The 23,275-nt window shown below is 60.9% G+C and carries 14 protein-coding genes; 11 read left to right on the forward strand and 3 right to left on the reverse strand.

Annotated elements, in window-relative coordinates; genetic code table 11:
* Positions 1–626: 626 nt before the first annotated feature.
* The 10 genes from FH08_RS53710 to FH08_RS0135280 all read left to right on the forward strand — a co-directional run bounded on the left by FH08_RS53710 (position 627) and on the right by FH08_RS0135280 (position 11,633).
* The gene (locus FH08_RS53710; protein WP_235210599.1) at positions 627–1,445 is read left to right on the forward strand and encodes a Fic family protein; all 819 of its coding nucleotides are present in this window, start codon (positions 627–629) and stop codon (positions 1,443–1,445) included.
* A 118-nt stretch (positions 1,446–1,563) separates the two neighbouring features.
* Complete coding sequence (locus FH08_RS0135240; protein ID WP_031362842.1) at positions 1,564–1,782, forward strand: hypothetical protein; 219 nt, start codon at positions 1,564–1,566, stop codon at positions 1,780–1,782.
* A gap of 376 nt (positions 1,783–2,158) precedes the next feature.
* The gene (locus FH08_RS0135245) at positions 2,159–3,148 is read left to right on the forward strand and encodes a MurR/RpiR family transcriptional regulator (RefSeq protein ID WP_031362843.1); all 990 of its coding nucleotides are present in this window, start codon (positions 2,159–2,161) and stop codon (positions 3,146–3,148) included.
* Positions 3,145–4,125: an isoaspartyl peptidase/L-asparaginase family protein gene (locus FH08_RS0135250; RefSeq protein ID WP_031362844.1), complete on the forward strand. Its 981-nt coding sequence runs from the start codon at positions 3,145–3,147 to the stop codon at positions 4,123–4,125. Before FH08_RS0135245 ends, FH08_RS0135250 begins: the two co-directional genes overlap by 4 nt.
* Positions 4,126–4,197: 72 nt before the next feature.
* Positions 4,198–6,111, forward strand: a complete 1,914-nt coding sequence (locus FH08_RS0135255; protein ID WP_031362845.1) for a dipeptide ABC transporter ATP-binding protein — start codon at positions 4,198–4,200, stop codon at positions 6,109–6,111.
* Positions 6,112–6,217: 106 nt separating this feature from the next.
* Complete coding sequence (gene gsiB, locus FH08_RS0135260) at positions 6,218–7,780, forward strand: glutathione ABC transporter substrate-binding protein GsiB (RefSeq protein ID WP_031362846.1); 1,563 nt, start codon at positions 6,218–6,220, stop codon at positions 7,778–7,780.
* A gap of 114 nt (positions 7,781–7,894) precedes the next feature.
* On the forward strand, positions 7,895–8,815 hold the full coding sequence (gene gsiC, locus FH08_RS0135265) for a glutathione ABC transporter permease GsiC (RefSeq protein WP_031362847.1): 921 nt from the start codon (positions 7,895–7,897) through the stop codon (positions 8,813–8,815).
* A 7-nt stretch (positions 8,816–8,822) separates the two neighbouring features.
* Positions 8,823–9,731 (forward strand): glutathione ABC transporter permease GsiD, encoded by a 909-nt coding sequence (gene gsiD / locus FH08_RS0135270; RefSeq protein ID WP_035568265.1) that lies wholly within the window; start codon positions 8,823–8,825, stop codon positions 9,729–9,731.
* Complete coding sequence (locus FH08_RS0135275; protein ID WP_031362849.1) at positions 9,728–10,780, forward strand: P1 family peptidase; 1,053 nt, start codon at positions 9,728–9,730, stop codon at positions 10,778–10,780. Before gsiD ends, FH08_RS0135275 begins: the two co-directional genes overlap by 4 nt.
* A 19-nt stretch (positions 10,781–10,799) precedes the next feature.
* Complete coding sequence (locus FH08_RS0135280) at positions 10,800–11,633, forward strand: M55 family metallopeptidase (protein WP_031362850.1); 834 nt, start codon at positions 10,800–10,802, stop codon at positions 11,631–11,633.
* Positions 11,634–11,696: 63 nt separating this feature from the next.
* Here the strand turns inward: FH08_RS0135280 and FH08_RS0135285 are convergent, their stop codons facing one another.
* Together FH08_RS0135285 and FH08_RS0135290 are read right to left on the reverse strand one after the other, a co-directional pair.
* Positions 11,697–12,617: a PhzF family phenazine biosynthesis protein gene (locus tag FH08_RS0135285; protein WP_031362851.1), complete on the reverse strand. Its 921-nt coding sequence runs from the start codon at positions 12,615–12,617 to the stop codon at positions 11,697–11,699.
* Between the two features lie 158 nt (positions 12,618–12,775).
* Positions 12,776–14,830 carry a M3 family metallopeptidase gene (locus tag FH08_RS0135290; protein WP_031362852.1) on the reverse strand — a complete coding sequence of 685 codons (2,055 nt, stop codon included), beginning with the start codon at positions 14,828–14,830 and terminating at the stop codon, positions 12,776–12,778.
* A 122-nt stretch (positions 14,831–14,952) separates the two neighbouring features.
* Here FH08_RS0135290 and FH08_RS0135295 point away from each other — a divergent pair, with 122 nt between their 5' ends.
* Positions 14,953–15,747: an FRG domain-containing protein gene (locus FH08_RS0135295; protein ID WP_031362853.1), complete on the forward strand. Its 795-nt coding sequence runs from the start codon at positions 14,953–14,955 to the stop codon at positions 15,745–15,747.
* Between the two features lie 120 nt (positions 15,748–15,867).
* On the opposite strand, the gene FH08_RS0135300 is transcribed toward FH08_RS0135295, so the two are convergent.
* A complete protein-coding gene (locus tag FH08_RS0135300; RefSeq protein WP_160172538.1) occupies positions 15,868–23,136 on the reverse strand; it encodes a non-ribosomal peptide synthetase in 7,269 nt (2,422 codons plus the stop codon).
* Between the last annotated feature and the right edge of the window lie 139 nt (positions 23,137–23,275).

The following is a 23,275-nucleotide window of genomic DNA, read 5'->3' on the forward strand; positions in this document are numbered from 1 at the left end:
ATTTGATCTATGATTGATTCAAGAGTCATTCTTAGATCATTTTCCGACCTTTCGAGCCCACCACCATGGCAAGACGCGAGCTATACGGCGCTATTTTGGAACTCCTTGCAGAACGCGCCTACGGTGGTCAGGACCTCATGTCACGCGCTGACATAGCCGCGGCGCTCGGCGCTCCGCCTGCAACGGTCCTCCGTTACATCGACAAACTCATCGGCGATAGAAAGCTTGAACGGATTGGAGCAACTTCTGCGGCGCGCTATAGATTGTTGTGGCGAACGATTCCACATGCTGTTCCCGTTGTCATTGCAAATTCAGGCAACGCAAAACCGACGGCTTCGCCGGTTTGGTCTGAGGCTGCTGCGGCGCTGATCGCAGAACTGGACGTGCCTCTGGGTGCGCGTCGGCCCATCAGTTATCAACGGCGTTTCGTTGACGGCTATGTCCCCAACCAGAGTTTCCTTCTTCCACAGGCTCTCGCGAATGATCTGTATAACGAAGGAAGATCGCCGGGGCAGCAACCTGCCGGTACCTACGCGCGCAAGGTCATTGAGCCGCTGTTGATTGATCTGTCTTTTTCGTCGTCAAGGCTCGAGGGCAATCGATATTCGAGGCTCGACACCGAGGTCTTGTTCGACGCGGGAACCGCTGATCCTGCCGATAAAGACGCGACCATGCTGCTCAATCATAAGAGGGCGATCGAATTCCTGATTGACGACGTGCCGTCGTACGGATTGACTACCATGGTTATTCGGAACCTCCACACGCTGTTGATGCAAGGCCTGCTCAATGACGAGAACTCACTTGGCTCGATTCGCGAAAGAGTCGTCAGCATCAGCAACACCGTTTATATCCCGTCTCATGTTCCTTCTCTGCTTGGCGAAATGCTGGAGCAAATCACCGAGAAGGCGCGTCACATTAAAAATCCAGTCGAAGCCGCATTTTTCCTTTGGGTGAACCTGGCCTACCTTCAGCCTTTCGAAGACGGCAACAAGCGGACTGGTCGCCTGAGCGCCAACATCCCGCTGCTGTTGTACAACTGTGCGCCGCTCAGCTTTCTGGATGTGGGTGACGAAGACTATGCCCGTGCAAAAATCGGTGTCTATGAGCGACTTGACACGAGTATTGCAGCCGACCTCTTTGCCTGGACTTATCGACGCTCCATTGCCAAGTATGCGGCGCAGATCGACGCCGCCGGAGTGCCGGATCCGTTCCGGGCAAGGTATCGCGAAACCATCAATGAGATGGTCTCGCGGATCGTGCGGGATCGGGAAGCACTGGGAGCGGTACTCGCCGAGTTCAAGCTTCGGGACGACGAAGCGGCTCGCCTTGGCGACATGGTGAGAGGCGACATTTCCAGGCTCGGCGAACACAACTTCGCCCGTTATCGGTTGCGGTTGAAAGAGCTGGAGCAATGGGTATCGGCCGGTCGCCCATTAATCGACTAGCAAGCAGCGCCGCAACCCACCCCCGAAAATCCTTAAAAATTTGAAGCACGACCGCTTACTCTTAAGCCTCTGTTTACCTATCATGTAGAGGTAGGTACAGAGGACGCGGGAGGGCATCATGGATCAGTTTGTAAACACCGTAATGGATATCCTTGGATCCGCGTCGCGATTAAGCCTGCACAGTTCCGCCATCGATCTGATCAACGTACTGATCGGTCTCGGTGGCCTCGCGCTGGTGGCAATTATTCTGTTAATTAACGAGTCGAAACGGCCCGGTCAAACACGTGAGCGCACGGATGATCATCATCGGCATTGGTGGATGCATCATCGGCACTGAGCGGAGTGCTGGCCTCGTTTTTGGTGCGGCTTGAGTGGAACTCTGCGGCGGTCGGCGGGGTGTTGCATCCGTTAGGCTGAGGCTTTCTGAATAATAATCAGGATACCTACCAGTCCGAGAAATTCCCTTGTTGTTTGAGCATCCCTCGCGTGCCTCTAAACGCTTGCGTCCATCGCAGCAACAGAAATTCCGCCTGCTTCGAACCGCGCGATAGCGCGGTTATGAACCATCGCAATGTACCCCCTTCCGCCGGGTTTTCGCGTTCCCGGACCTGCTCAGGGGAAACCCTCTCAATGAAAATACATTTTTTTCCAGAGAAGTTTTGTGTAAATATACTTTCATCGAGACTTCCTCGGCTTCCCGCTGATCCTTCTTCATGGCAGATCATCCGCCCGCTGTATCCGGTCCGTCCGGACTGAGCATCGCGGCGCTTATCGTGGCGGCAATGCCTGGCCTGACGCCAATCCATCGCCGCATGGGCGCCTATGTGCAGGCCAACTTGTTCCGTGCGGCGACCATGCGTATCGATGAACTGGCGGATGCCGTCGGCGCTTCAGTGGCGACTGCAAACCGCTTCGCGCGAGCGCTTGGCTTCGACGGCTATCCGGCATTTCGCGGCGCGCTCGTGCGCGGTTTTGAAGCGACGCTTGCGCCGGTTGAGCGCTTGCGTTCAGCGCAGGAATCGCCTGCGAGCGGTGACGAATTGCTCGGCGCGTCGCTTGAACAGGCCGAAGTCAATCTGCGTTTGACACGCAGCGCCATTGACGGCGCTGCGGCGGATGCAGCGGTCGAAGCCATTCTTGCTGCGCGCCGCGTGTTCGTGCTTGGCGCCGGCTCGAGCGCGTTTCTGGCGGGGCTGATGGAGCACGGTCTGATGCCGTATCACAACAACGTGCAATCGCTGGCGTTCGTTGGCGGGCCGACACACGCTGCGCGCCGTCTCTTCAGCGCTGGCGAGGGCGATCTCGTGATCGGCATTGCGTTTCCACGTTATGTCGACGACACGATCCAGCTCGCGCGCCGTGCCGCGAGCTTGGGTGCCCGCGTACTAGCCTTGACCGACAGCGTCAACTCACCGCTCGGGCAGTTCGCCGACCTGACGCTGTGCGTGCGCTCAGAACGGCGGCTCGCGGCAAATTCGGACGCAGCGGTGCTGGCCGTGATCGAAGCACTCTGCGACGCCGTTGCATATCGCACCAAACGCTCGGCGAAAGCGGCCGCGGACATGACCGAATTTGTATTGCCATGGCTGACCGAGATGCCGTCCGGCGAAAGCAGCCCGTCGACGCCGGGTCCGTCGAATCGTCCGCCGGGCATACCCCGGACGTCCATTACTCCACGCCCTGACAAAAAGCCGAAACGATGAATCCCACCGCAGTCATTGCCATTCACGGCGGCGCAGGCACCATCCTGCGCACGCTGATGGAGTCCGACGCAGAGCAGCGCTACCACGCGAGCCTGAACGACATCCTGGCAACAGGCCAGAGCGTTCTGGCCGCTGGCGGCAGCGCACTCGACGCCGTGAGCGAAGCCGTACGCCTGCTCGAAGACAACCCGTTGTTCAACGCGGGACGGGGCGCGGTTTTTACCGCCGATGGCACGCATGAACTCGACGCTTCCATCATGGACGGCAGCACGCTCGAAGCCGGTGCGATCTGTTGCGTCAAGCGCGTGCGCAATCCGATCCTGGTTGCGCGCCGCGTGCTCGAGGCAAGCGAACATGTGATGTTCACGGGTGCAGGCGCTGAAGCATTCGCCGTGGCACAGGGGTTTGAACCGGTCGACCCCTCGTACTTTCATACCGATGCCCGCTACAAACAATGGCTGCTTGCACGCGGCCAGCAACGCGTGATGCTCGATCACGACGGCGCCACATTGACGGATGGCGACGCAGAGCCCACGCCACACGAACCCATCGATCCGAATCGAAAGTTCGGTACGGTCGGCGCGGTTGCGCTCGATCAACACGGACACGTGGCTGCCGCCACGTCGACCGGCGGTGTCACCAACAAGCAGGTCGGGCGGGTGGGCGATGCCCCGTTGATCGGCGCGGGCTGCTATGCGGACGATGCAACCTGTGCAGTGTCCACGACAGGTTCGGGCGAGATGTTCATGCGGATGGTCGCCGCTTACGACGTTGCGGCGCAAATGGCGTATCGCGGGGTATCGCTGGAAGAAGCTGCAGCGGACGTCGTGATGAAACGCCTGCCACGTATTAATGGACGCGGTGGCTTGATCGCCGTCGACGCACTCGGCAACGTCACGTTGCCGTTCAACACCGAGGGCATGTACCGCGGTTTTGCGCGGGTCGGAGAAGCACCCGTCACGGCGATCTATCGCTGAAGTTTGTTTATCTGTCGTTCGGCACTGTGCGAATCATCGCCCGAGCCGCGTTCACCTCCAGAGGAAAACATCGTGCCGATTTCACCGCACATTGCACGCTCGCGTCTCGACACCTTGCCGTCCGAATGCGTGCTCGCCGTTGACGATCTTTCGATCGCGTTCCGCCAGGGCGACAAGGCGTTCAACGCGGTGCGCAACCTGTCGCTGACGGTCGATCGCGGCGAGACACTGGCGATCGTCGGTGAATCAGGGTCGGGCAAGTCGGTGACATCCCTCGCGCTGATGCGCCTGATCGAGCATGGCGGCGGCCGCATTGCCGGCGGCTCCATTGCGTTCCGGCGGCGCGACGGGCACGTGCTCGATCTCGCGCGCGCCTCGTCCGCCACGATGCGTTCAATCCGCGGCGCGGACATCGCGATGATCTTCCAGGAGCCGATGACATCGCTGAACCCCGTGTTCACTGTGGGCGACCAGATTGGCGAAGCGATCGCACTGCATCAGCACAAGAGCCGCAGCGCTGCTCGCGCAGAAACCTTGCGTTTGCTTGAACTCGTCAGGATTCCTGAGGCACGTCGGGTCGCAGCGCGGTTTCCGCATCAGTTGTCGGGCGGCATGCGACAGCGCGTGATGATTGCAATGGCACTGTCATGCAAGCCCGCGCTGCTGATCGCCGATGAACCGACCACCGCGCTCGACGTCACGATCCAGGCGCAGATCCTGCAGCTGATCCGCGGCTTGCAGGACGAGATGAACATGGGCGTGATCTTTATCACGCATGACATGGGCGTGGTCGCGGAAGTGGCGGATCGCGTGCTGGTGATGTATCACGGCGAGAAGGTGGAGGAGGGCGCGTCCGGCCCCCTGTTCGCGGCACCCGCGCATCCTTATACGAAGGCGTTGCTGGCCGCCGTTCCGCGTCTTGGCGCGATGTCAGGCACCGACTCACCGGCCAAGTTTCCGATTCTCACGGTGGAACGGGCCGGCGCCGATGAAACGCTGGTTCCCGCCCCAGCGGTCGCGCACGAAGCGCAGCCGGCTATTGCCGAGACCACGCCGCCGATCTTGCGCGTGCGTGATCTGGTCACGCGCTTCCCGGTCAGGACCGGTTTGTTCGGCCGCGTGACGGGTCGCGTGCATGCAGTTGAACGCGTGAGTTTCGACTTGCGTCCCGGCGAAACGCTTGCGCTAGTGGGCGAATCAGGCTGCGGTAAATCCACCACGGGGCGCTCGCTGCTGCGGCTCGTTGAAAGCCAGAGTGGTTCGATCGAGTTCGACGGCAACGAGATCAGTTCGCTGACCGGACCCGCCCTGCAAGCATTGCGCCGCGACATCCAGTTCATTTTCCAGGACCCGTTTGCATCCTTGAATCCGCGCCTGACTGTCGGCTTCTCGATCATGGAGCCGCTGCTGGTGCACGGTGTATCGCAAGGTGCCGAGGCGCAGGCGCGGGTTGCATGGCTGCTTGACAAGGTGGGTCTGCCGGCCGAAGCAGCACGCCGTTATCCGCACGAGTTTTCGGGCGGACAACGCCAGCGCATAGCCATCGCCCGTGCGCTCGCATTGAACCCCAAAGTGGTGATCGCCGATGAATCCGTCTCGGCGCTCGATGTGTCCGTGCAGGCGCAGATCGTGAACCTGATGCTCGATCTGCAACGTGAACTCGGCGTGGCTTATCTGTTCATTTCGCATGACATGGCGGTGGTCGAGCGGGTCAGTCATCGCGTGGCGGTGATGTATCTCGGGCAGATCGTCGAGATCGGGCCACGCCGCGCGGTGTTCGAAGGACCACGCCATGCCTACACGAAAAAACTCATGGGTGCGGTGCCGGTCGCCGACCCGGCGCGGCGTCATGCGAAGCGCGTGCTTGCCGTCGATGAAATGCCAAGCCCGATACGCGCGCTCGACGACGAGCCGGTCTTCGCTCCGCTTGTCATGGTCGGCCCGGACCATTTTGTTGCCGAGCATCGGATTGGCGGTGCTTACTAATCGCCTCTGATCGCCTCTGATCGCTTCTGATCACACAACGCGCCACATTTTTCATCGCGACTTTGCTTACCTGTTTCTACTATCAAGCTGCCTGGAGCCCACCCTTATGAACTCGCTTGTCCTGTCTTCTCCGTTTCGTTTGCGTGCGCTGCTTGCTGGCGGCGCGGTAGTTTTCTCGATGCTCGCGAGCGGGTTGGCGCACGCCGAACAAACCGCCGTGATGGCCGTTGCATCGACCTTTACGAGCCTGGACCCCTACGACGCCAACGACACGCTTTCGCAAGCCGCCGCGAAGTCGTTCTATCAAGGCCTGTTCGGTTTCGACAAGGACATGAAGCTCGTCAATGTGCTGGCAACCAGCTATGAGGCGAGCCCCGATGCGCGCGTCTACACGTTCAAGCTGCGCCAGGGCGTCAAGTTCCAGGATGGCACCGACTTCAACGCGGCAGCGGTGAAGGCCAACTTCGACCGCGTGACCGATCCGGCAAACAAGCTCAAGCGCTACAACCTGTTCAACCGCATCGATAAAACCGAGGTCATCGATCCGTACACGGTCAAGATCACGCTCAAGACGCCGTTCTCTGCGTTCGTCAACGTGCTCGCCCATCCGTCGGCAGTGATGATCTCGCCGGCCGCCATGACGAAATGGGGCAAGGACATCGGTTTTCATCCGGTCGGCACGGGCCCGTTCGAATTCGTGAAGTGGGACCCGGCGGGCGATCTGACAGTGAAGAAGTTCGCCGGCTACTGGAAGACGGGGTATCCGAAGATTGATGCGATCGACTGGAAACCGGTCGTCGACAACAACACGCGTTCCGCGTTGATGCGCACCGGCGAAGCCGACTTCGCCTTTCAAGTGCCTTATGAACAGGCCGCCATGCTCAAGACCGATCCCAAGGTCGACCTGTTCGCGGGGCCGTCGATTATCGTGCGTTATATCAGCCTGAACGTGACGAAGAAACCGTTCGACAACCCGAAGGTCCGCGAAGCGCTGAACTACGCGGTGAACAAGGACGCGCTCACGAAGGTGGCGTTCTCAGGCTACGCCACGCCGGCCGATGGTGTCGTGCCCCAGGGCGTGGACTACGCGTCGAAGACGGGGCCTTGGCCGTACGATCCCGCAAAGGCGCGCGCCCTGCTGAAAGAAGCCGGCTATCCGGACGGTTTCGAGTCCACTCTCTGGTCGGCGTATAACAATTCGACTTCGCAGAAGGTCATTCAATTCGTGCAGCAGCAACTCGCGCAAGTCGGGGTGAAGGTGCAAGTGGAAGCGCTGGAAGCGGGCCAGCGCGTGGCGAAGGTAGAGAGCGCACCGGACCCGGCAAGCGCACCCGTGAGGATGTATTACGCCGGCTGGTCGTCGTCGACCGGTGAAGCCGACTGGGCGATCTCGCCGCTGCTGGCGTCGGCTTCAATACCGCCGAAGCTCACGAATACTGCTTACTACAAGAACGATACGGTCGATGCGGATCTGTCGAAGGCGCTCGAGACCCCCGACCGCGCGCAGAAGACGGCGCTGTACACGGACGCGCAAAAGCACATCTGGACCGACGCGCCGTGGATCTTCCTGGTCCAGGAGAAAGTGCTCTATGCGCGCAGCAAACGCCTGTCGGGTGCGTATGTCGCGCCGGACGGTTCGTTCAACTTCGACGAGATCGCGATCAAGTAAGGTTGTTTGCGTGGTCCGGCTCGTCATGCCGGACGCTCCGTATTCTCTTTTGCTGTCGTGGGCTGTGGCCGGAATGTCCGGTCATGGCGGCTGCATGACAGCCGGATTGCCTTCATGCTGAACTTTCTCTTCAAACGTCTCCTGGGCCTGCTGCCGACGCTTTTCATCGTCGCGGTGCTCGTGTTCCTATTCGTGCATTTGCTGCCGGGGGACCCGGCGCGTCTTGCCGCCGGTCCCGAAGCCGACGATGCAACCGTCACGCTGGTACGCAGCGACCTTGGTCTCGACAAGCCGCTGCCGCAGCAATTCGTGCATTTTTTCTGGCGCATCGCGCATGGCGATTTCGGTGTCTCGACGCGCAGCAAGCGGCCTGTCAGCGAGGAGATCAGTCAGCGGTTCATGCCGACCTTGCTGCTGACGCTGGTGAGCATGGTGTGGGCAGTAGTCTTTGGGATGGCGGTGGGGATAACGTCGGCGGTTTGGCGTAATCGATGGCCAGACCGCATTGGCATGACCTTGGCGGTATCCGGAATCTCATTCCCCGCTTTCGCGCTCGGCATGTTGCTGATGGAAGTCTTCTCGGTAAAGCTGGGTTGGCTGCCGGTTGTCGGAGACGGTTCATGGAAGAGCTACGTGCTGCCTTCAGTGACCCTTGGTGCAGCCGTTGCCGCGGTCATGGCGCGCTTCACGCGTGCCTCCTTCGTCGAAGTGATGCATGAGGACTTCGTGCGCACCGCACGCGCCAAGGGCGTGCCTGAATGGCTGGTGATCGTCAAGCACAGCCTGCGCAACGCGATGATTCCAGTCGTCACCATGATGGGGCTGCAGTTTGGTTTCCTGCTAGGTGGCTCCATCGTCGTTGAAGTCGTATTCAACTGGCCCGGACTCGGGCGCTTGTTGGTCGATGCCGTTTCCATGCGCGACTATCCGGTGATCCAGGCGGAAGTGCTGCTGTTTTCGCTCGAGTTCATTGTCATCAATCTGGTTGTCGACGTGCTGTACGCCGTCATCAATCCGACCATCCGTTTCAAGTGAGGTCCGCATGAGCACGACAGGCAGTGAGACGAGTATCGTGGCGCCGGTAAGGCAGGCAGACAGCGCGATTCGCACGCCGTGGGGTGAGTTCTGGCGCAAGTTCCGCAAGCAACATGTTGCGCTCGCAGCGGGCGTGCTGGTGCTGCTGCTCGTGGTGGTGGCGATCGTGGCGCCGCACATCGTTCCGTATGATCCGGAGAACTATTTCGACTACGACGCGCTGAACGCGGGGCCGTCCATAGCGCATTGGTTTGGCGTCGATTCCTTGGGCCGCGATATTTTCAGCCGGATCCTGTCGGGCACGCGCATCTCGCTGGCGGCGGGTTTCCTGTCGGTTGCTATCGGAGCTGCGATCGGCACTTTCTTCGGTCTGCTTGCCGGTTACTACGAAGGCTGGTGGGATCGCATCACCATGCGCGTGGCGGATGTGCTGTTTGCATTCCCGGGCATTCTGCTCGCGATCGGCGTGGTAGCCATTCTTGGCAACGGCATGGTCAACGTGGTCTGCGCGGTGTCCATCTTCAGCATTCCAGCGTTTGCGCGACTCGTGCGCGGCAACACGCTGATGCTCAAGCAACTGACGTATATCGAAGCGGCGCGAAGCATCGGCGCGTCGGACTGGACCATCATTGTGCGGCATATCCTGCCGGGGACTATATCGTCGATCGTCGTGTATTTCACGATGCGTATCGGCACCTCGATCATCACTGCAGCGAGCCTCTCGTTCCTCGGTCTTGGCGCGCAACCGCCCACCCCGGAGTGGGGCGCGATGCTCAACGAAGCACGCGCCGACATGGTGACGGCGCCGCATATCGCGTTGTTTCCGAGCCTCGCCATTTTCGTGACTGTGCTCGCCTTCAACCTGCTCGGCGACGGCTTGCGTGACGCGCTGGATCCAAAACTCGACCGGCCATGAGCGATACGTGTTTGGCGCCTTCTATTGGCGTATTGCCTTGCGGGCCACTTGGAACGATCGCCGATGTTGCGGGCGTAAAAGTAGGCCATTGCACGCTGGATGACGGGTCGGTGCAAACCGGCGTCACGGTCATTCGTCCGCATGAGGGCGACCCTTATCGCCGCAAGGTGCCGGCTGCCGTGACCGTGATCAACGGCTTCGGCAAGAGCATCGGTCTCATGCAAGTTGAAGAGCTTGGGGTGCTGGAGACGCCGATTGCGTTGACGAATACGTTTGGGGTAGCGGCGGTTGCTGACGCGCAGATTCGCGCTGCGATCCGTGCAAATCCGCAAGTCGGGCGCGAATGGCCGACAGTGAATCCGCTTGTTTTCGAATGCAACGACGGTTACCTGAACGATATCCAGGCGCTGGCGGTCACGGGCGAACACTATTGGCGTGCCAGCGATGGGGCGAGTGCCAGCGTAGCCAGGGGCTCGGTGGGCGCCGGGCGCGGCATGTCGTGCTTCGATCTGAAAGGCGGCATAGGCACGGCTTCGCGCGTGGTATCCGTAGCGGGGCAGACGGTCACAGTCGGCGCTTTGGTGCTGGCTAACTTCGGTCGGCTGCCTATGCTGACGCTCGCAGGCAAACCGGTCGGCCGGATACTGGCGGAGCGCAACGCCCATGCCACCGCTACAAAACCGGAGCAGGGCTCGATCATCATGATCATCGCCGTGGATGCCGCGCTCGACGCAAGGCAACTGAAACGCCTGTCCATGCGTGCTGCTGCGGGTCTGGCGCGCACCGGTTCCGTCTACGGACACGGCAGCGGAGATATCGCCTTGGCGTTCTCCACGGCCTACACAATGCCCCACAACGTCACCCATATTTCTCTGCCCGCCATCCTCGCCGACACCCGCCTCGACCCGCTCTTCCAGGCCTGTGCGGATAGCGTCGAACAGGCTATCGTCGATGCGCTTTGGAGCGCGACCTCGCTGCCGGGCCGCGATGGCCATCGACGTCTTTCATTACTCGACGCAGCGCCGGACATCGCGCAATTGCTAACCTGACCTGGCTTTGATTTTCCCGATGAACGTCCTGATTTCAGTCGATATAGAAGGTATTGCGGGTGTGTTCCATCCCGAGCAAACGCGTGCGGGCAACGGCGAATATGAACGCGCTCGCCGCTGGATGACGCTTGAGGCAAACGCCGCGATACAAGGGGCATTTGCGGGCGGCGCAACGCAGGTCTGGGTCAATGATTCGCACGGTGGATTCCGCAACTTGCTACCGGATCTGCTCGATGCTCGCGCGCAAGTCGTGCTCGGCAAACCGCGGACGCTTGGGATGATGGCGGGCCTGGAATACGGAGCCACCCTCGTATTCATGATCGGCTACCACGCGATGTCGCAGAGCCGCGGCATTCTCGCCCACACGGTAAATAGCTTCGCGTTTGCGCGAGTGCTGTTGAACGGCGTGGAGACCGGTGAAGCAGGGTTGTACGCTGCACTCGCTGCGGAATACGGTGCGCGGGTCGCGCTGCTTTCAGGCGACGATGTCTTCGCCGAGGAAACACGGCCGCAATTCCCCGATGCCAGTTTCGTCGTTACCAAGAACGCGACCGGTCATGCGAGCGGCGTGACGCAGACACCGGAAAGCGCGTGCATCGCGATCGAGCGTGCGGCGCGTGCGGTTGTTGAACGTCACGTGGCGGCGGGCACGATCCGGCATGCCGCGCGTGTGCCATCCGCACCGGTTGAATGCGAACTGCGTGTGCAGACTACTGCGCTTGCCGATCTGTTTTGTCAGTGGCCATCGCTTACGCGAGTGGATGGCGTGACGCTGCGCTTTGACGCAACGTCCGTCGAACATGTGGTGCGGATGTTGAACTGTTTATCGGCGATGTCGTTCATGTTGCGGTGAGAGGCCGGGCCGGCGATCAAGCTTCACTTAACCGCTAGCAGGTCGCCGGGTTGCGGCTCACGCTCAGCTCTGGTCGGAAGAAGCGAGCCAAAACGATCCTTCCATCACACTGACACATTTACCGCCAATGCGGACCCTTGTCTTGCCATTGTCACTATCCACGCTGGCGATCAAGATGCTCGGCCGCCCCATGTCTACACCTTGACTTACTCGCAGCACCAGCTCTGACTGACCCCTGACCTGAGCAACGAGTGCGGCCATGGCGGCAGTTGCGCTGCCTGTCGCCGGGTCTTCGGTCATGCGGGGCGTGAACATGCGGGCTTGCACATCGCAGCCGGCGCCAGTCGCGTCCGGGCCTGCGTCGCGTGTATAGGCGTAGATAGACACAGCGCCGTCAATGGGTAGTAAGCCTTTGTAAGCGATGAGGTTAGGTGTACACCGGCGGAGCGCATCTCGGGAAGCTAGTTCAGCAACGACGAACGGCAGGCCGACAGAGGCCACCTGTGGTGCGTGAGCGTTGATGAGGATATCGGCGGAATCCAGGGAAAGACACTCGGCTATGCGGTCTTGCGGCACTTGCGATAGCCGGACTAATGGCTCGGGCGCAGTGAGTTCCGCTCCAACCAGCTTGCCGTTTTCTTTCAGTTGAATGACCGGAACCAGGCCCGCGGCTTCCTCAAACACGAGTTGATCCGGCAGAGGTGTCCGACCCGATGCCGCTCTTGAAGCCAATACAAACGCCGTGCCGATGTTCGGATGCCCGGCGAAAGGTATTTCGCGGCTCGGCGTAAAGATTCTCACCCAGGCCGTGTTGGCGGGATTGCGGGGCGGCAGTACAAATGTAGTTTCGCTATACCCGAATTCGACTGCGATCGCCTGCATCTGGTTCGTCGACAAACCTTCAGCATCCAACACGACTGCGACCGGATTGCCCTTGAATTTCTCGTCCGCGAATACATCTGCCGTGACATAACGACGGTTCATGAATGCCTCTCTGGTTTGATAGTGCTGACCAATGACAAGCCGCCATTATTGCTTCGGGAATGGTCGAGGCGCCCTATACAGATAGGCGAGGATGGATCGGGCCAGTCCACCTGATTCAACGCGTTCGTGTGCGGCTGGCCTTGCACAACAAGGTCACTTCACTCGGTCCGCAGCAATCCACGTTTGCGCAACATGGGTTCGGCACGAGGATCGCGGCCACGAAAAGCGCGGAACGCCGAGCCCTGTTCGCGGCTGTCGCCCGCGCTATACACGTACCGATGCAGCTTGTCCGCTAACGCGGAATCGAACGCATCGCCGGCTTCTTCGAATGCGTCGAACGCATCGGCTTCCAGGACCTCAGCCCACATATAGACGTAGTACCCGGCGGCGTAATATCCGCCGCTGAAGATATGGCCAAAGTGGGGCAGCCGGTGGCGCATGCCCACCTCGCGCGGTACGCCAAGCCGCTCCCGCTCATCTATCTCGAACTGGGCGATGTCGATGCCGGCAGGATCGCGGCGCAGATGCAGCGCCATGTCGATCAAAGCTGACGATGTGTAGGCAACCGTCGAAAACCCCTGGTTGAACGTCTGCGAAGCCCTGATGCGTTCGATCAGCGCAGCCGGGATAGGCTCGCCTGTCGTCACATGACGCGCATGCTTCGCGAGCACTTCCGGCACCGTGGCCCAGTTTTCCATCAACTGGGAAGGAAGTTCCACATAGTCTTGCGGGACATTCGTACCCGACAGGCGACCGTAATTCACATCGGACAGCAAGCCGTGCAGGCCGTGACCGAACTCGTGAAACAGCGTGCGTACGTCGTCGAAACTCAGCAACGTCGGACCGCCGTCGGTGCGGGCGAAGTTGTTGTTGTTCACCACGATCGGCGTTACCTTGCCGCCATGACGCCTTTGCCTGCGATAAACATGCATCCACGCGCCGCCCTGTTTATTGGGCCGGGCATAGTTGTCGCCAAGGAAGAGTCCCACCAGTTCGTCTCCGCGGCGCACCTCCCAAAGCCGCACGTCCGGGTGATACAACGGCACGCCGGTTTGTTCACGGGTTTGTTCAATAAACTTCACTCCGAACAGGCGATCGGCGCAATCGAACATGGCGGCGAGCATCGCATCGAGGCTGAAGTACGGTTTCACCTGCGCATCGTCGAGTGCATAGCGGGCAACCCGGACCTTCTCGGCGAGGTAATACCAGTCCCACGGTTCAATGCCGGTAGGCTCACCCAGCGCGGCAGCCTGTGCAGCCAAAGCCTTCAGCTCCTGTGCAACGCTGGCCTTCGCCGGCTCCCATACCTGGCTAAGCAACGCGTGGACCGCAGACGCTTTGCCCGCCATGCGATCGGCAAGCGCGTAATCGGCAAAGTTTTCGTAGCCGAGCAAACGTGCTTGTTCTTGCCGCAGCATCAGTATCTCGCGAGCGATTGGCCGGTTATCGCGTGTCGGGTTTTCTCCGCGACTAGTCCAGGCGCGCCATGCGGTTTCACGCAGATCACGACGAGTGGACCATGTAAGAAACGGCTGCACCAGCGAACGCGACAGCGTGATGACGTAGCCCTCTGCACCGCGTTCCTTTGCAGCGCCGCGGGCCGACTGGCGCAGAAAATCGGGCAAGCCAGCCAGGTCCGCTTCCGATGTCAACGGCAACTGGTAGCCGGATTCGTCCGCGAGTATGTTTTGCGCGAACTGCGTCTGCAGATCCGCGAGCCGCGTAGCAATGGCCGCGAAACGCTCGCGGTCGAGCCCTTGCAGCGTAGCGCCGGTACGGACAAAATCGATATGCATGCGTTGCAGCAAACGCTGCTGCTCTTCGTTAAGATCTAGCACGGCAGCTTGCTGGTGCACAGCGTCGAGCCTCGCGAAGAAACCGGCATGCATGGCGACCTTGCTGTCGTGCGCGGCCAGCAGCGGCGCCATCTCGCGCTCCACGGCCTGCAACGCGGCCGGCGACTCCGAGGCGCACAGGTTTTCGAAAGTTAGCCGCACACGATCGAGTGAGGCGCCGGCCGCATCGAACGCGGCCACGGTATTGTCGAAGGTGGGCGCGGCCTGATTGTCAGCAAGCGCATCGATTCCCCCCAGATGCTGCTCGAAGAGCGCGGCGAATGCGGGTGCGAAATGTTCGGGCCGGATCTGGTGGAAGGGCGGCAATTGGTAGGGCGTTTGCCAGTCTTGCAGCAGCGGGTTGCGGTTGTCGGTCATGTCGATCCGCCTGTTGGGTATTGATGGTCACGAAGTGAACATGATATGACATCGCGGTTGAAAGTTTTCGAGCCGGGTCTGATCGGGCAGGAAAGAGCGAGTGCTACTCTGGATAAGTGACAATGCAAACCATTATTGTGTCGAACTGGCAGGAGTTCATGAGGCTCACCATCGAGCTCGATGGCTGGGCGTTTCGCGGTCAGCAAGACGCGCGATGGCCGTTGCAAAGTTCGTTATCGCGCTACCTGTCCGCGTTCGTGCCCGACCGTTCTGCGTGGCGAATTCAGGAGCAGCGCGCCATTCGCATCTTCAGGCGAAAAGCGCATAACTATCTTTCCGATGTCCGCGCGCTGTCGGACGACCTGCGTTGCCTCGGGCTGATGCAGCATCACGGCGCGCCCACCAGACTGCTCGATTTCACCAAGTCGCCTTTTGTTGCCGCGTTCTTTGCGCTCGAGCGCGCCGTGACTGATGCAGCCGTTTTCGCGGTCAACACCCCGGCGTTGTGGACGAATCGCGCGGTCCCTGTTTCGGCGCCGCATCTTGTACGGGAGATGATCGACCCACGCTTGCCCGGGAATTTCGAAAGGTTTTATCTTAGCGACGAGAACCCGGTGATGTGGTTTGGGGAACCCGCCGAAATGGACCAGCGGCTGATCGCGCAAGCGGGCACATTCGTGTTGCCGGGCCTGCTGCATCAGCCGCTCGACATGATCCTCGATCAATACACCTGCAGTGACGAACTGCTGCGCAAGATCGTATTGCCGTCGGAGTTACGCGACGAAGCCATGCGTTCGTTGTACAGGATGAACATCACGAACGCATCGCTTTTCCCGGACCTCGAAGGACTGGCGCGTTCCATTGCGTTGGAGCTGGAGATCGTATGGCCGGCGCAGGTGGTCAAGACGCGCGATTGATTTCGGCTCAATCAGGGGAGGGAAAGGGCCGCGATTCTGTATGAGGTTGTTTCGGAATCGGAGGGGCCAGCCACCCATAAATATCTGGCCCTCCGAGTCCCTGCAACCCAAAGTCATCGGCTATAGAACCGCCAGGCTCGCGACAGTTTCATCAAAAAACCCTTTGGCACGCAGATACGCGAGATATAGCCGGATCAGCCGCTCGTAGTCGACCGTCAGTTGAACATCGTGCTTCGTCAGTTCAGCTATCGTGCCGCTCTGCTCGATTGGCAGCGGTCTCTCCGACAAGTCCCCGGTATAGAAGTCGCGAATCAGTGCGAGGCCATTCGATGACGAGAGATCGGTCAACCGGTGCTGCCATTCGAGCGGTGTTTCCGGCAGCACCTTCAAGCCGTCCTTGGCAAGCAAGTTGAACCAGCGCCGCTGGCTCAGCGTCACCGGATTGCTCAAATTCGCTACGCGCAAGCCATCGCGGTGACTCAGCGTCAGCGCGACGACCGCGCGAGCAAGCTGGTCGACGGGCATCATCTCGACTTCCTGGCCGGTGTCCGGAAATGTCCCCAGTTCGATGCAGCCCTTGTTGTAAAGCCAGAAGTGGTTGTGAGCGTAGTTGCTATAGCCGCTTCGGCTGTCCCCGGTAATGTTGCCGGGACGCGCGACGATGACCGGTAGTCCGAAACGCCGGGCGCACTCGGCGACGCGCTGTTCGCCGGCCCACTTCGTCAGCAGATAACCGTTGTCCATTTGCGGGCGGCCTGTTTGCACCTGCTCCTCGATTCGCGTCACCCCCTCTTGCATTGCTGGAGCCGACATCGTTGAAATGAAACACAGCGGCTTTTGCCGTTGCGTCAGTGCGAGGCGCAGCAAGCTCTCGGTGCCGTCGACATTCGCCCGCTTCATTTGCGCATAGCTGTGCAGGTGATGGACGAACGCGCCGCAATGCAGAATAGCGTCGACCTCTCCAGCGAGCCGATCCCATTGCACGATATCAAGTCCGAGATCCGGCGCGGCGAGATCGGCGGCGATCACTTCAACGCGCGAAAAGTTGATCAGGAGTCCTGCGCCCTGTGCCTTTTGTCGCAAATCCTCCTCGCCTGTGGTGGCGCTATCGCAGCGTTGCAGGCAGACCACCTTGTCAACATGTTTGACCAGATCATGGAGCAGATAGATGCCGAGGAACCCGCTGGCACCGGTCAGCAACATCGAACGGACGGGGGCTGTCCGAGCCTCTCCGCAGAGGGGCGGCGCCGGGTCGTTGATGACTAGCGGCGTCCCTGCATCGGCTATCGCGAGTTCGACCATGTCTTCCTGCTGGCCCGCCGCGAGCGTGGCGACAGTCGACGATCGATAAAACACCGACATCGAGAAATCGATACCCAGCTTCTCGCGCGCTTCTGCCTGCATCCGGACAGCGAGAATCGAATTGCCGCCCAGCCGAAAGAAATTGTCGTCCCGGCCGATGTCGTTAATTTGCAGCAGTCTCTCCCAAATGTCAGCGAGCTGCCGTTCGACGCCATCACGCGGCGGCGAGCCACCGGTGCCCGGCTGCATGGCGGGGAGCGCCTTTCGGTCGACCTTGCCGCTGGACGAGGCCGGAATGGCGTCAAGCTGCATGAACCACGCCGGCACCATGTAGTCCGGCAACGCATTCGCTACGTGTTGACGCAAGACGTCTTCGTCGAGAGCCGCATCTGTCTCAGCGACGTAATACGCCGCAAGGTAACGCTGTTCGCCTTCGCCCCATACCGTGCAGGCCGCCTGCGCCACACCGGCTGCAGCCGCGATGCAGCTCTCGATTTCCCCGAGCTCGATGCGAAACCCGCGCAGCTTGATTTGCGCGTCGTTGCGCCCGCAGTATTCGATCGTGCCGTCGGACAGGAGACGGCCGAGATCACCGGTCCGGTACATCAGGGCATACGGTGTCTGGCTGAACGGGTCGACGACGAAGCGTTCCATTGTCATCGCCGGTTGCTTCACGTAGCCGCGCGCGAGATTGTCTCCCCCTATATAGATTTCACCGACCGTTCCCGGCGGCGTCAGTTGCCGTTGCGCGTTCAGCATGTACAGGCGATATCCCGGCAACGGCTTGCCGATGATCCGGATGGGTCCATCCGGCATCACCTGGCCACACGATGCCATGACAGTGATTTCGGTCGGCCCGTAGAGACTGAACAGCCGGGTGTGCGAAGCCCACCACCGGGCGGTCGGTTCGTCGATCGTATCTCCGCCGAACCCGAGCAAGCGCAAATCGGGCAGCGCTTCGCGAGGCAGGCTTTGCACGACCACCGGCGCGAGCGACGCATGCGTGACACGGGCATCCTTGAGCAAGCGGTGCAGCCTGACGGGATCGCGGCGCACCTCGTCCGGCAGCACGACCAATGTGCCGCCGTGCAACAACGCGAGAAAGATATCGAGCACGCTCGCGTCGAAGTTGGTCGAAGCGGCCAGCGTGCTGATGCTGCCCGGCGTGTAGTCGAGCGCGAGGCGCGCGCCTTCCACCATCCGGACCACGCTGTGATGTTCCACCAGAACCCCTTTCGGCGTGCCGGTCGACCCGGAGGTATGGATCACGTACGCGAGGGCGTTCGGCGCGACCGGCGCGAGGGCGGCCGTGGGTGCAAGTGTCCGCTTCGCCAGCTCCGCCGGATCGATCTGGCGCAATCCCCCGAGTCCGGCGGCATCGAGCGCGAGCCAGCTTGGAGCATCCGCGAGGACGCTTTCGATCGAGCAGTTCTCGACGAAATAGCGCAGCCGCTCCGGTGGATAGTCCGGGTCCAGCGGCACATACGCGCAGCCGGCTTTCAGCACGCCCAGCACCGTAGCCACCAGCAGTGTGCCCTTGCGCATACTCAGGCCGACACATGCGCCCGGCACCATGGTCTCGGCGAGACTGTAGGCAATACGGTCGCTCAGGAGATCGAGTTCCCGGTAGGTGAGGGTCTCATCGCCGAAGCGGAGCGCATCCTGCGTCGCGAACGTCGCAACGGTTTGCGCAAAGCGGACCGGAATGGACAGCGACGCATCCGGCAGCGGATGCCCGCATGCGAACGTCAAACATTGCGCGCGTTGACGCTCGCTCAAATATCCCAACTCGCCAACTTGCGCGCCGGGGTTCTGACCGGCTGTCTCGATGAGCGTATGGAACACCTCGGCCATCCGCTCCATCGAGCTTGCGTGCAACAAAGAGCCGTCGTACTCGAACCGTCCATTCAGTCCGCCGTCTCGCCGCACGTAGAAGATCGCCGTGAGATCCGCTTTCGACGTCAGCGATGGCAACTCTTCGGCCTGGTACGAGGCATCGCCGATCCGGCCCTCCAGATCAATGCCGTTCTGCAGACTGAAAATTGTATTGAGAGCGCCCAGTTGCACGTTGTCCGTGTCATAAGGCGTCGCCGTCAGATGGTCCTGGTCGTCTAGCATCTGGCGCTGGACCGCCCGGGCGAGTTCGGAGAACGTCTGGCGCGGCTCGATGCCTTGCACGAGCACGGCCATTGACACGAACATCCCATAGATATCCTCGCTGCCGGCCACGTCGCGGCCGGCGTTCGGATACGCGCAGGTGAGTTGCGCTTGCCCGCTGACGCGCCAGATCCAGACCAGGAACAGGGCAAACAATACCGGTGGCAACGTCATGCCGTGCAGCTCAGCGATCCGCTTGAGGGGCTCCACCTGCGCCGGCCCGACAGACACCGCTAATGACCGGTTCGCGTTATCCGTACGCCGCAGCGAATCAAAGGGCAATTCTGTGCGTAGCGTGGCCGGTGCCAGCTTGCGGGTCCAGTAATCGCGAGCCTCCGTAAATAACGGCGACGCTCTCAGCTGTGGCTCCCATTTGCAGTAGTCGAACCACGACAGCGGGCGCGGTGCAATCGGCTGGCCGTCGTAGCGCCGTGCAAGTTCGTCCAGCAGCAGCTTCAGCGACCAGCCGTCAAAAATCGCATGATGGATGCACAACAGCAACGTGGTGGACCCGTCGTCCGGGCACAGCAGTAACTCGGCGCGCCATAGCGGTGATTCGCCGAGCGGCAGGGGGTCTTTTTGCAATGCATCGATTCGTGCGGCAATGGCCTGCGCGTCACGGCTTTCGACGCGGATCACCGGCGCGGCTGCCGGACCTGCCTGGAGCAGCAATTCTGTGTCGCGCTCGATCAGGCACGCGTGAAACAGGGGATCATGGGCGAGCACGCCGCTCAGCGCCTGATGCAAGCGCAGCGGGTTCGTTTCGCGGTTGAAATTGACTCGCACGACAATGTGGTATGTGTTGTCGTCCGGCTTGGCGATCGAGCGGTTGACCATCATTCGCACAAGGAGATTTTCGACCGGTACCGCTACGGGTGCCGACGCTGCGCCGCCCGACGCCGCGACGAGCGGCGGCAAGCTAGCCTCAAGCGGATCGCTGTCGCGCGCGTGTGTGCAGAACGCGCTGAAGACCGGATGCTCGAACAGAGCCTTGAGTTTGACGGGTGTGTTCAGCGCCGAACTCACGCGGTTGCACACTAGCGTCGCGAGCAGGGAATGGCCGCCGAGCTGAAAAAAATGACTGCTTGCGCCGATGCTCTTGAGCGGTACGCCGAGCGTGTCGGCCCAGATCGCGCGCACGGCCCGTTCGAAGGCATCGGGTTCACGCTCACTTTCCTGGAGAGCCACCGCTTGCGGCTCCGGCAACCTTGAACGGTCGATCTTGCCGTTAAGATTTAACGGCAGCGCTGCGACCGGGATCAGGAACGACGGCACCATGTAATGCACGAGGCAGTTTGCCAGCCGCTGGCGCAATACTTCGGGGTCCAGACCGTCGCTGACATACCATGCGGCGAGCGCCAGGCCACTCTGCCGCTTGCACGTGCCGACATACCCGCCGCTCACTTCCGGCTGCGCGGCGACGACGCTTTCGATTTCGCCCACTTCAATCCGGTAGCCGCGGATCTTGACCTGGAAGTCACGGCGGCCGAGGAACTCGATCTCGCCGTTCGGCAGGAACCGTCCGAGGTCCCCGGACCGATACAGGCGGCCGGCGCTGAACGGATTGGGCCCGAACTTCTGCTCGGTCAAATCAGGCCGGCGCAGATAGCCGCGCGACACCGACGCCCCGCCAATACAGATTTCGCCGACGCCGCCAAGCGGAACAGGCTGCCCCCGGTCATCCAGCAAATGGATCTGATAGCCGGGTAAGGCGCGACCCAGATGATTGGCCAACTGATACCAGCCGAAGGTGTTCTCGGTTGCCATCACCGTGGTCTCGGTCGGACCGTAGATGTTCGACAGCCGTAGCATTTTTGACCAGAAACGGATCGTATCGTTATCGCTGGCTTCACCGCCGCATAGCACCGTCGCCAGATCCGGCAACGGCCGGCGCGGCAACAGCTTGAGGATCGCCGGCGGCAGGAATGCGTGGCTTATCCGATGCGTCTGCAGGAATGAAAATAGCGCCTCGGCATCCGTGCGGACCGCTTCTGGGGCAATGATCAAATGACCGCCGTGCGTGAGGGGATTGAATATTTCCAGCACGCTGGCATCGAAGTTGACCGATGCGAATTGCAGCCAGCGCGTACCGGCGGAGCGCTCGTAGAGGCCATCGAGCGACGCAATGAAATGAGCAAGCATTCCGCGTTCGATCACGACGCCTTTCGGCTTGCCCGTGGTGCCCGAGGTATAGATCACATAGGCGGTGCTTGTCGGGGCAACAGAGGGCTGCGTGAACGGCGCGCTTGCCGCAGCGCCGTCCAGGAGTTCGCTGAGCAAGTACACCGGACAATCGACGGCAGCCCTCACGCGGTCGACCGTCTCGCCATCGACGATTACTCCGGCCAGTTGCGCATCGCGGCCTATGTAGCGCAACCTTTCGTCCGGCATCTGCGGGTCAAGGGGCAGATAGCCGGCGCCGGCAGCAAGCACGCCGAGGATTGCAGGCACGATTAGCGCACCGCGCGACATGCAAATACCTATCAGGGTGTCCGGCGCCGCTGCGCTCAGAGACGATGCCACTTGCTGCGCAGCGGCCGACAACTCTGCGTAGCTGTAGACGGCGTCAGGGCCGCTAACGGCCGGCTGGTGACCATGCTGCCGCACGGCCTCCGCAAACAGGTCGAGCACATCCGTGGCAGGCACGGCGATCGGTCCGCCATCCGACCAAGCGAGCCGGCGCGCATGCAGCGCCGGTGTGTACAAATCGATGGCGTCGATCTCCTGATCAAGGACATCGCCGATGCGCATGAGCAACGCCATGCAGTGTTCGAACGCAACGCGCACACCGTCCAGTTCTTGCGGATGTCGGAGTTGGATGTGCAAGGCGACTTGCTCGCGCACATCAAGGTAGATCGCCACATCCTGTTGCGTGGTGCCGCGGGAGAACGGTGCTAGCAGCGCCGCCTTGAGTGTGCCGAGCCGCAGCGCATCGTAGGGCAGCGAATCAGCCTCGCACAGCACATTGGTGGCGCTGACGTATCCCGGTATGCGGTGCTCCATCTCGTCCAGTATCTCGAACGCCGGAACATCCCCATGGAAGTAGTTCATGTCGAGCCGCGCGGCCGCGTGGCGCAAAAACTCCCGCAGTGTCATTGCATCATCAAACTCTGTCCTGAGAATGCGCCGCCGCTCATCAAAGCCGATGCCGGTGCTGGTGCGCCCGCAACCGCGCTGGTGATAGGCGGTGAGGACCGTCGAGTTGGACGTGAGACGGTGCAGCAAGACATGGACGCACAACAGCAGCAGAACGTCCGGCGCCATGCCGAGCGTATCGGCGAGGGCACAAAAGTCCCGGCTTGCCGCACCGTCGAGGGAGGTCGTGAAGCAGTTTTCAGCCGACCCGTTTTCGTTGCGCGGTGCATGCCATTCGAACGACGATTCGCCGACCTGTCCTATCCAGAATTCGCGACTGGTCGCCAGGTGTTCACTCGCCAGCAACGACTGTTCTGCTTCGAGCAGACCCCGCTGGTCGAGGCCGAGTGCCGGCGCAAGTGCTTCACCGCCATAGGCATCCGAGAGTGCGTCAAACAGCGACTTCAGCGAGAAACGGTCTAGCAGCGCGGGGTGACAGGCGAACACGAGGAAACTTTGTTCGCCCGCGAGCAGCAATGTGAACGACCAGGGCAGCCCCATGTCCATGCGGAACTTGCGTGCACACAAGCTTTCGATCAACGAATGCTCAGTCCCTTGGGAGCTTTCGCCTATATCGATGATCTTCAGTTCGAAGCCGGCGTCGCGCTGGACAATGAAGCGTGTGCCATCCTCCGAGTCGATGGTCCGGTAGGCAAGCTGTTCACAGTGGTTGGTCGCCTGGGTAATGGCGTTGGCGAGGCGAGTTGCGTCTGGGTGAGCGTCGAGCCGGTAGACCGCGCACACGTTGCTAGCAGTGTCGCTGCGGGCGAGCGTCCGTTCTTGAGATTGGGTCAATGCAAAAGACTGGAATGCCAATTGAATACCTCGTTCTGTTTTGAACATCCGGGAATAGACAATGTGCAGTAGCAGAACCGTTCTCCGCGCATTTGCACATCGATTCGATCTATGGATGTGAACGCTAGTGATGCGAGGC

The sequence above is a fragment of the Caballeronia sordidicola genome (assembly GCF_000729995.1).
Taxonomy (GTDB): Bacteria; Pseudomonadota; Gammaproteobacteria; order Burkholderiales; family Burkholderiaceae; genus Caballeronia; species Caballeronia sordidicola_A.

Bases quoted from the DNA above. Each gene is read 5' to 3' on its own strand.
- FH08_RS0135275 (WP_031362849.1), top strand. From the start codon at position 9,728: ATGAGCGATACGTGTTTGGCGCCTTCTATTGGCGTATTGCCTTGCGGG.
- FH08_RS0135280 (WP_031362850.1), top strand. From the start codon at position 10,800: ATGAACGTCCTGATTTCAGTCGATATAGAAGGTATTGCGGGTGTGTTC.
- gsiB (WP_031362846.1), top strand. From the start codon at position 6,218: ATGAACTCGCTTGTCCTGTCTTCTCCGTTTCGTTTGCGTGCGCTGCTT.
- FH08_RS0135240 (WP_031362842.1), top strand. From the start codon at position 1,564: ATGGATCAGTTTGTAAACACCGTAATGGATATCCTTGGATCCGCGTCG.
- FH08_RS0135295 (WP_031362853.1), top strand. From the start codon at position 14,953: ATGCAAACCATTATTGTGTCGAACTGGCAGGAGTTCATGAGGCTCACC.
- gsiD (WP_035568265.1), top strand. From the start codon at position 8,823: ATGAGCACGACAGGCAGTGAGACGAGTATCGTGGCGCCGGTAAGGCAG.
- FH08_RS0135245 (WP_031362843.1), top strand. From the start codon at position 2,159: ATGGCAGATCATCCGCCCGCTGTATCCGGTCCGTCCGGACTGAGCATC.
- gsiC (WP_031362847.1), top strand. From the start codon at position 7,895: ATGCTGAACTTTCTCTTCAAACGTCTCCTGGGCCTGCTGCCGACGCTT.
- FH08_RS0135290 (WP_031362852.1), bottom strand. From the start codon at position 14,830: ATGACCGACAACCGCAACCCGCTGCTGCAAGACTGGCAAACGCCCTAC.
- FH08_RS0135250 (WP_031362844.1), top strand. From the start codon at position 3,145: ATGAATCCCACCGCAGTCATTGCCATTCACGGCGGCGCAGGCACCATC.
- FH08_RS0135285 (WP_031362851.1), bottom strand. From the start codon at position 12,617: ATGAACCGTCGTTATGTCACGGCAGATGTATTCGCGGACGAGAAATTC.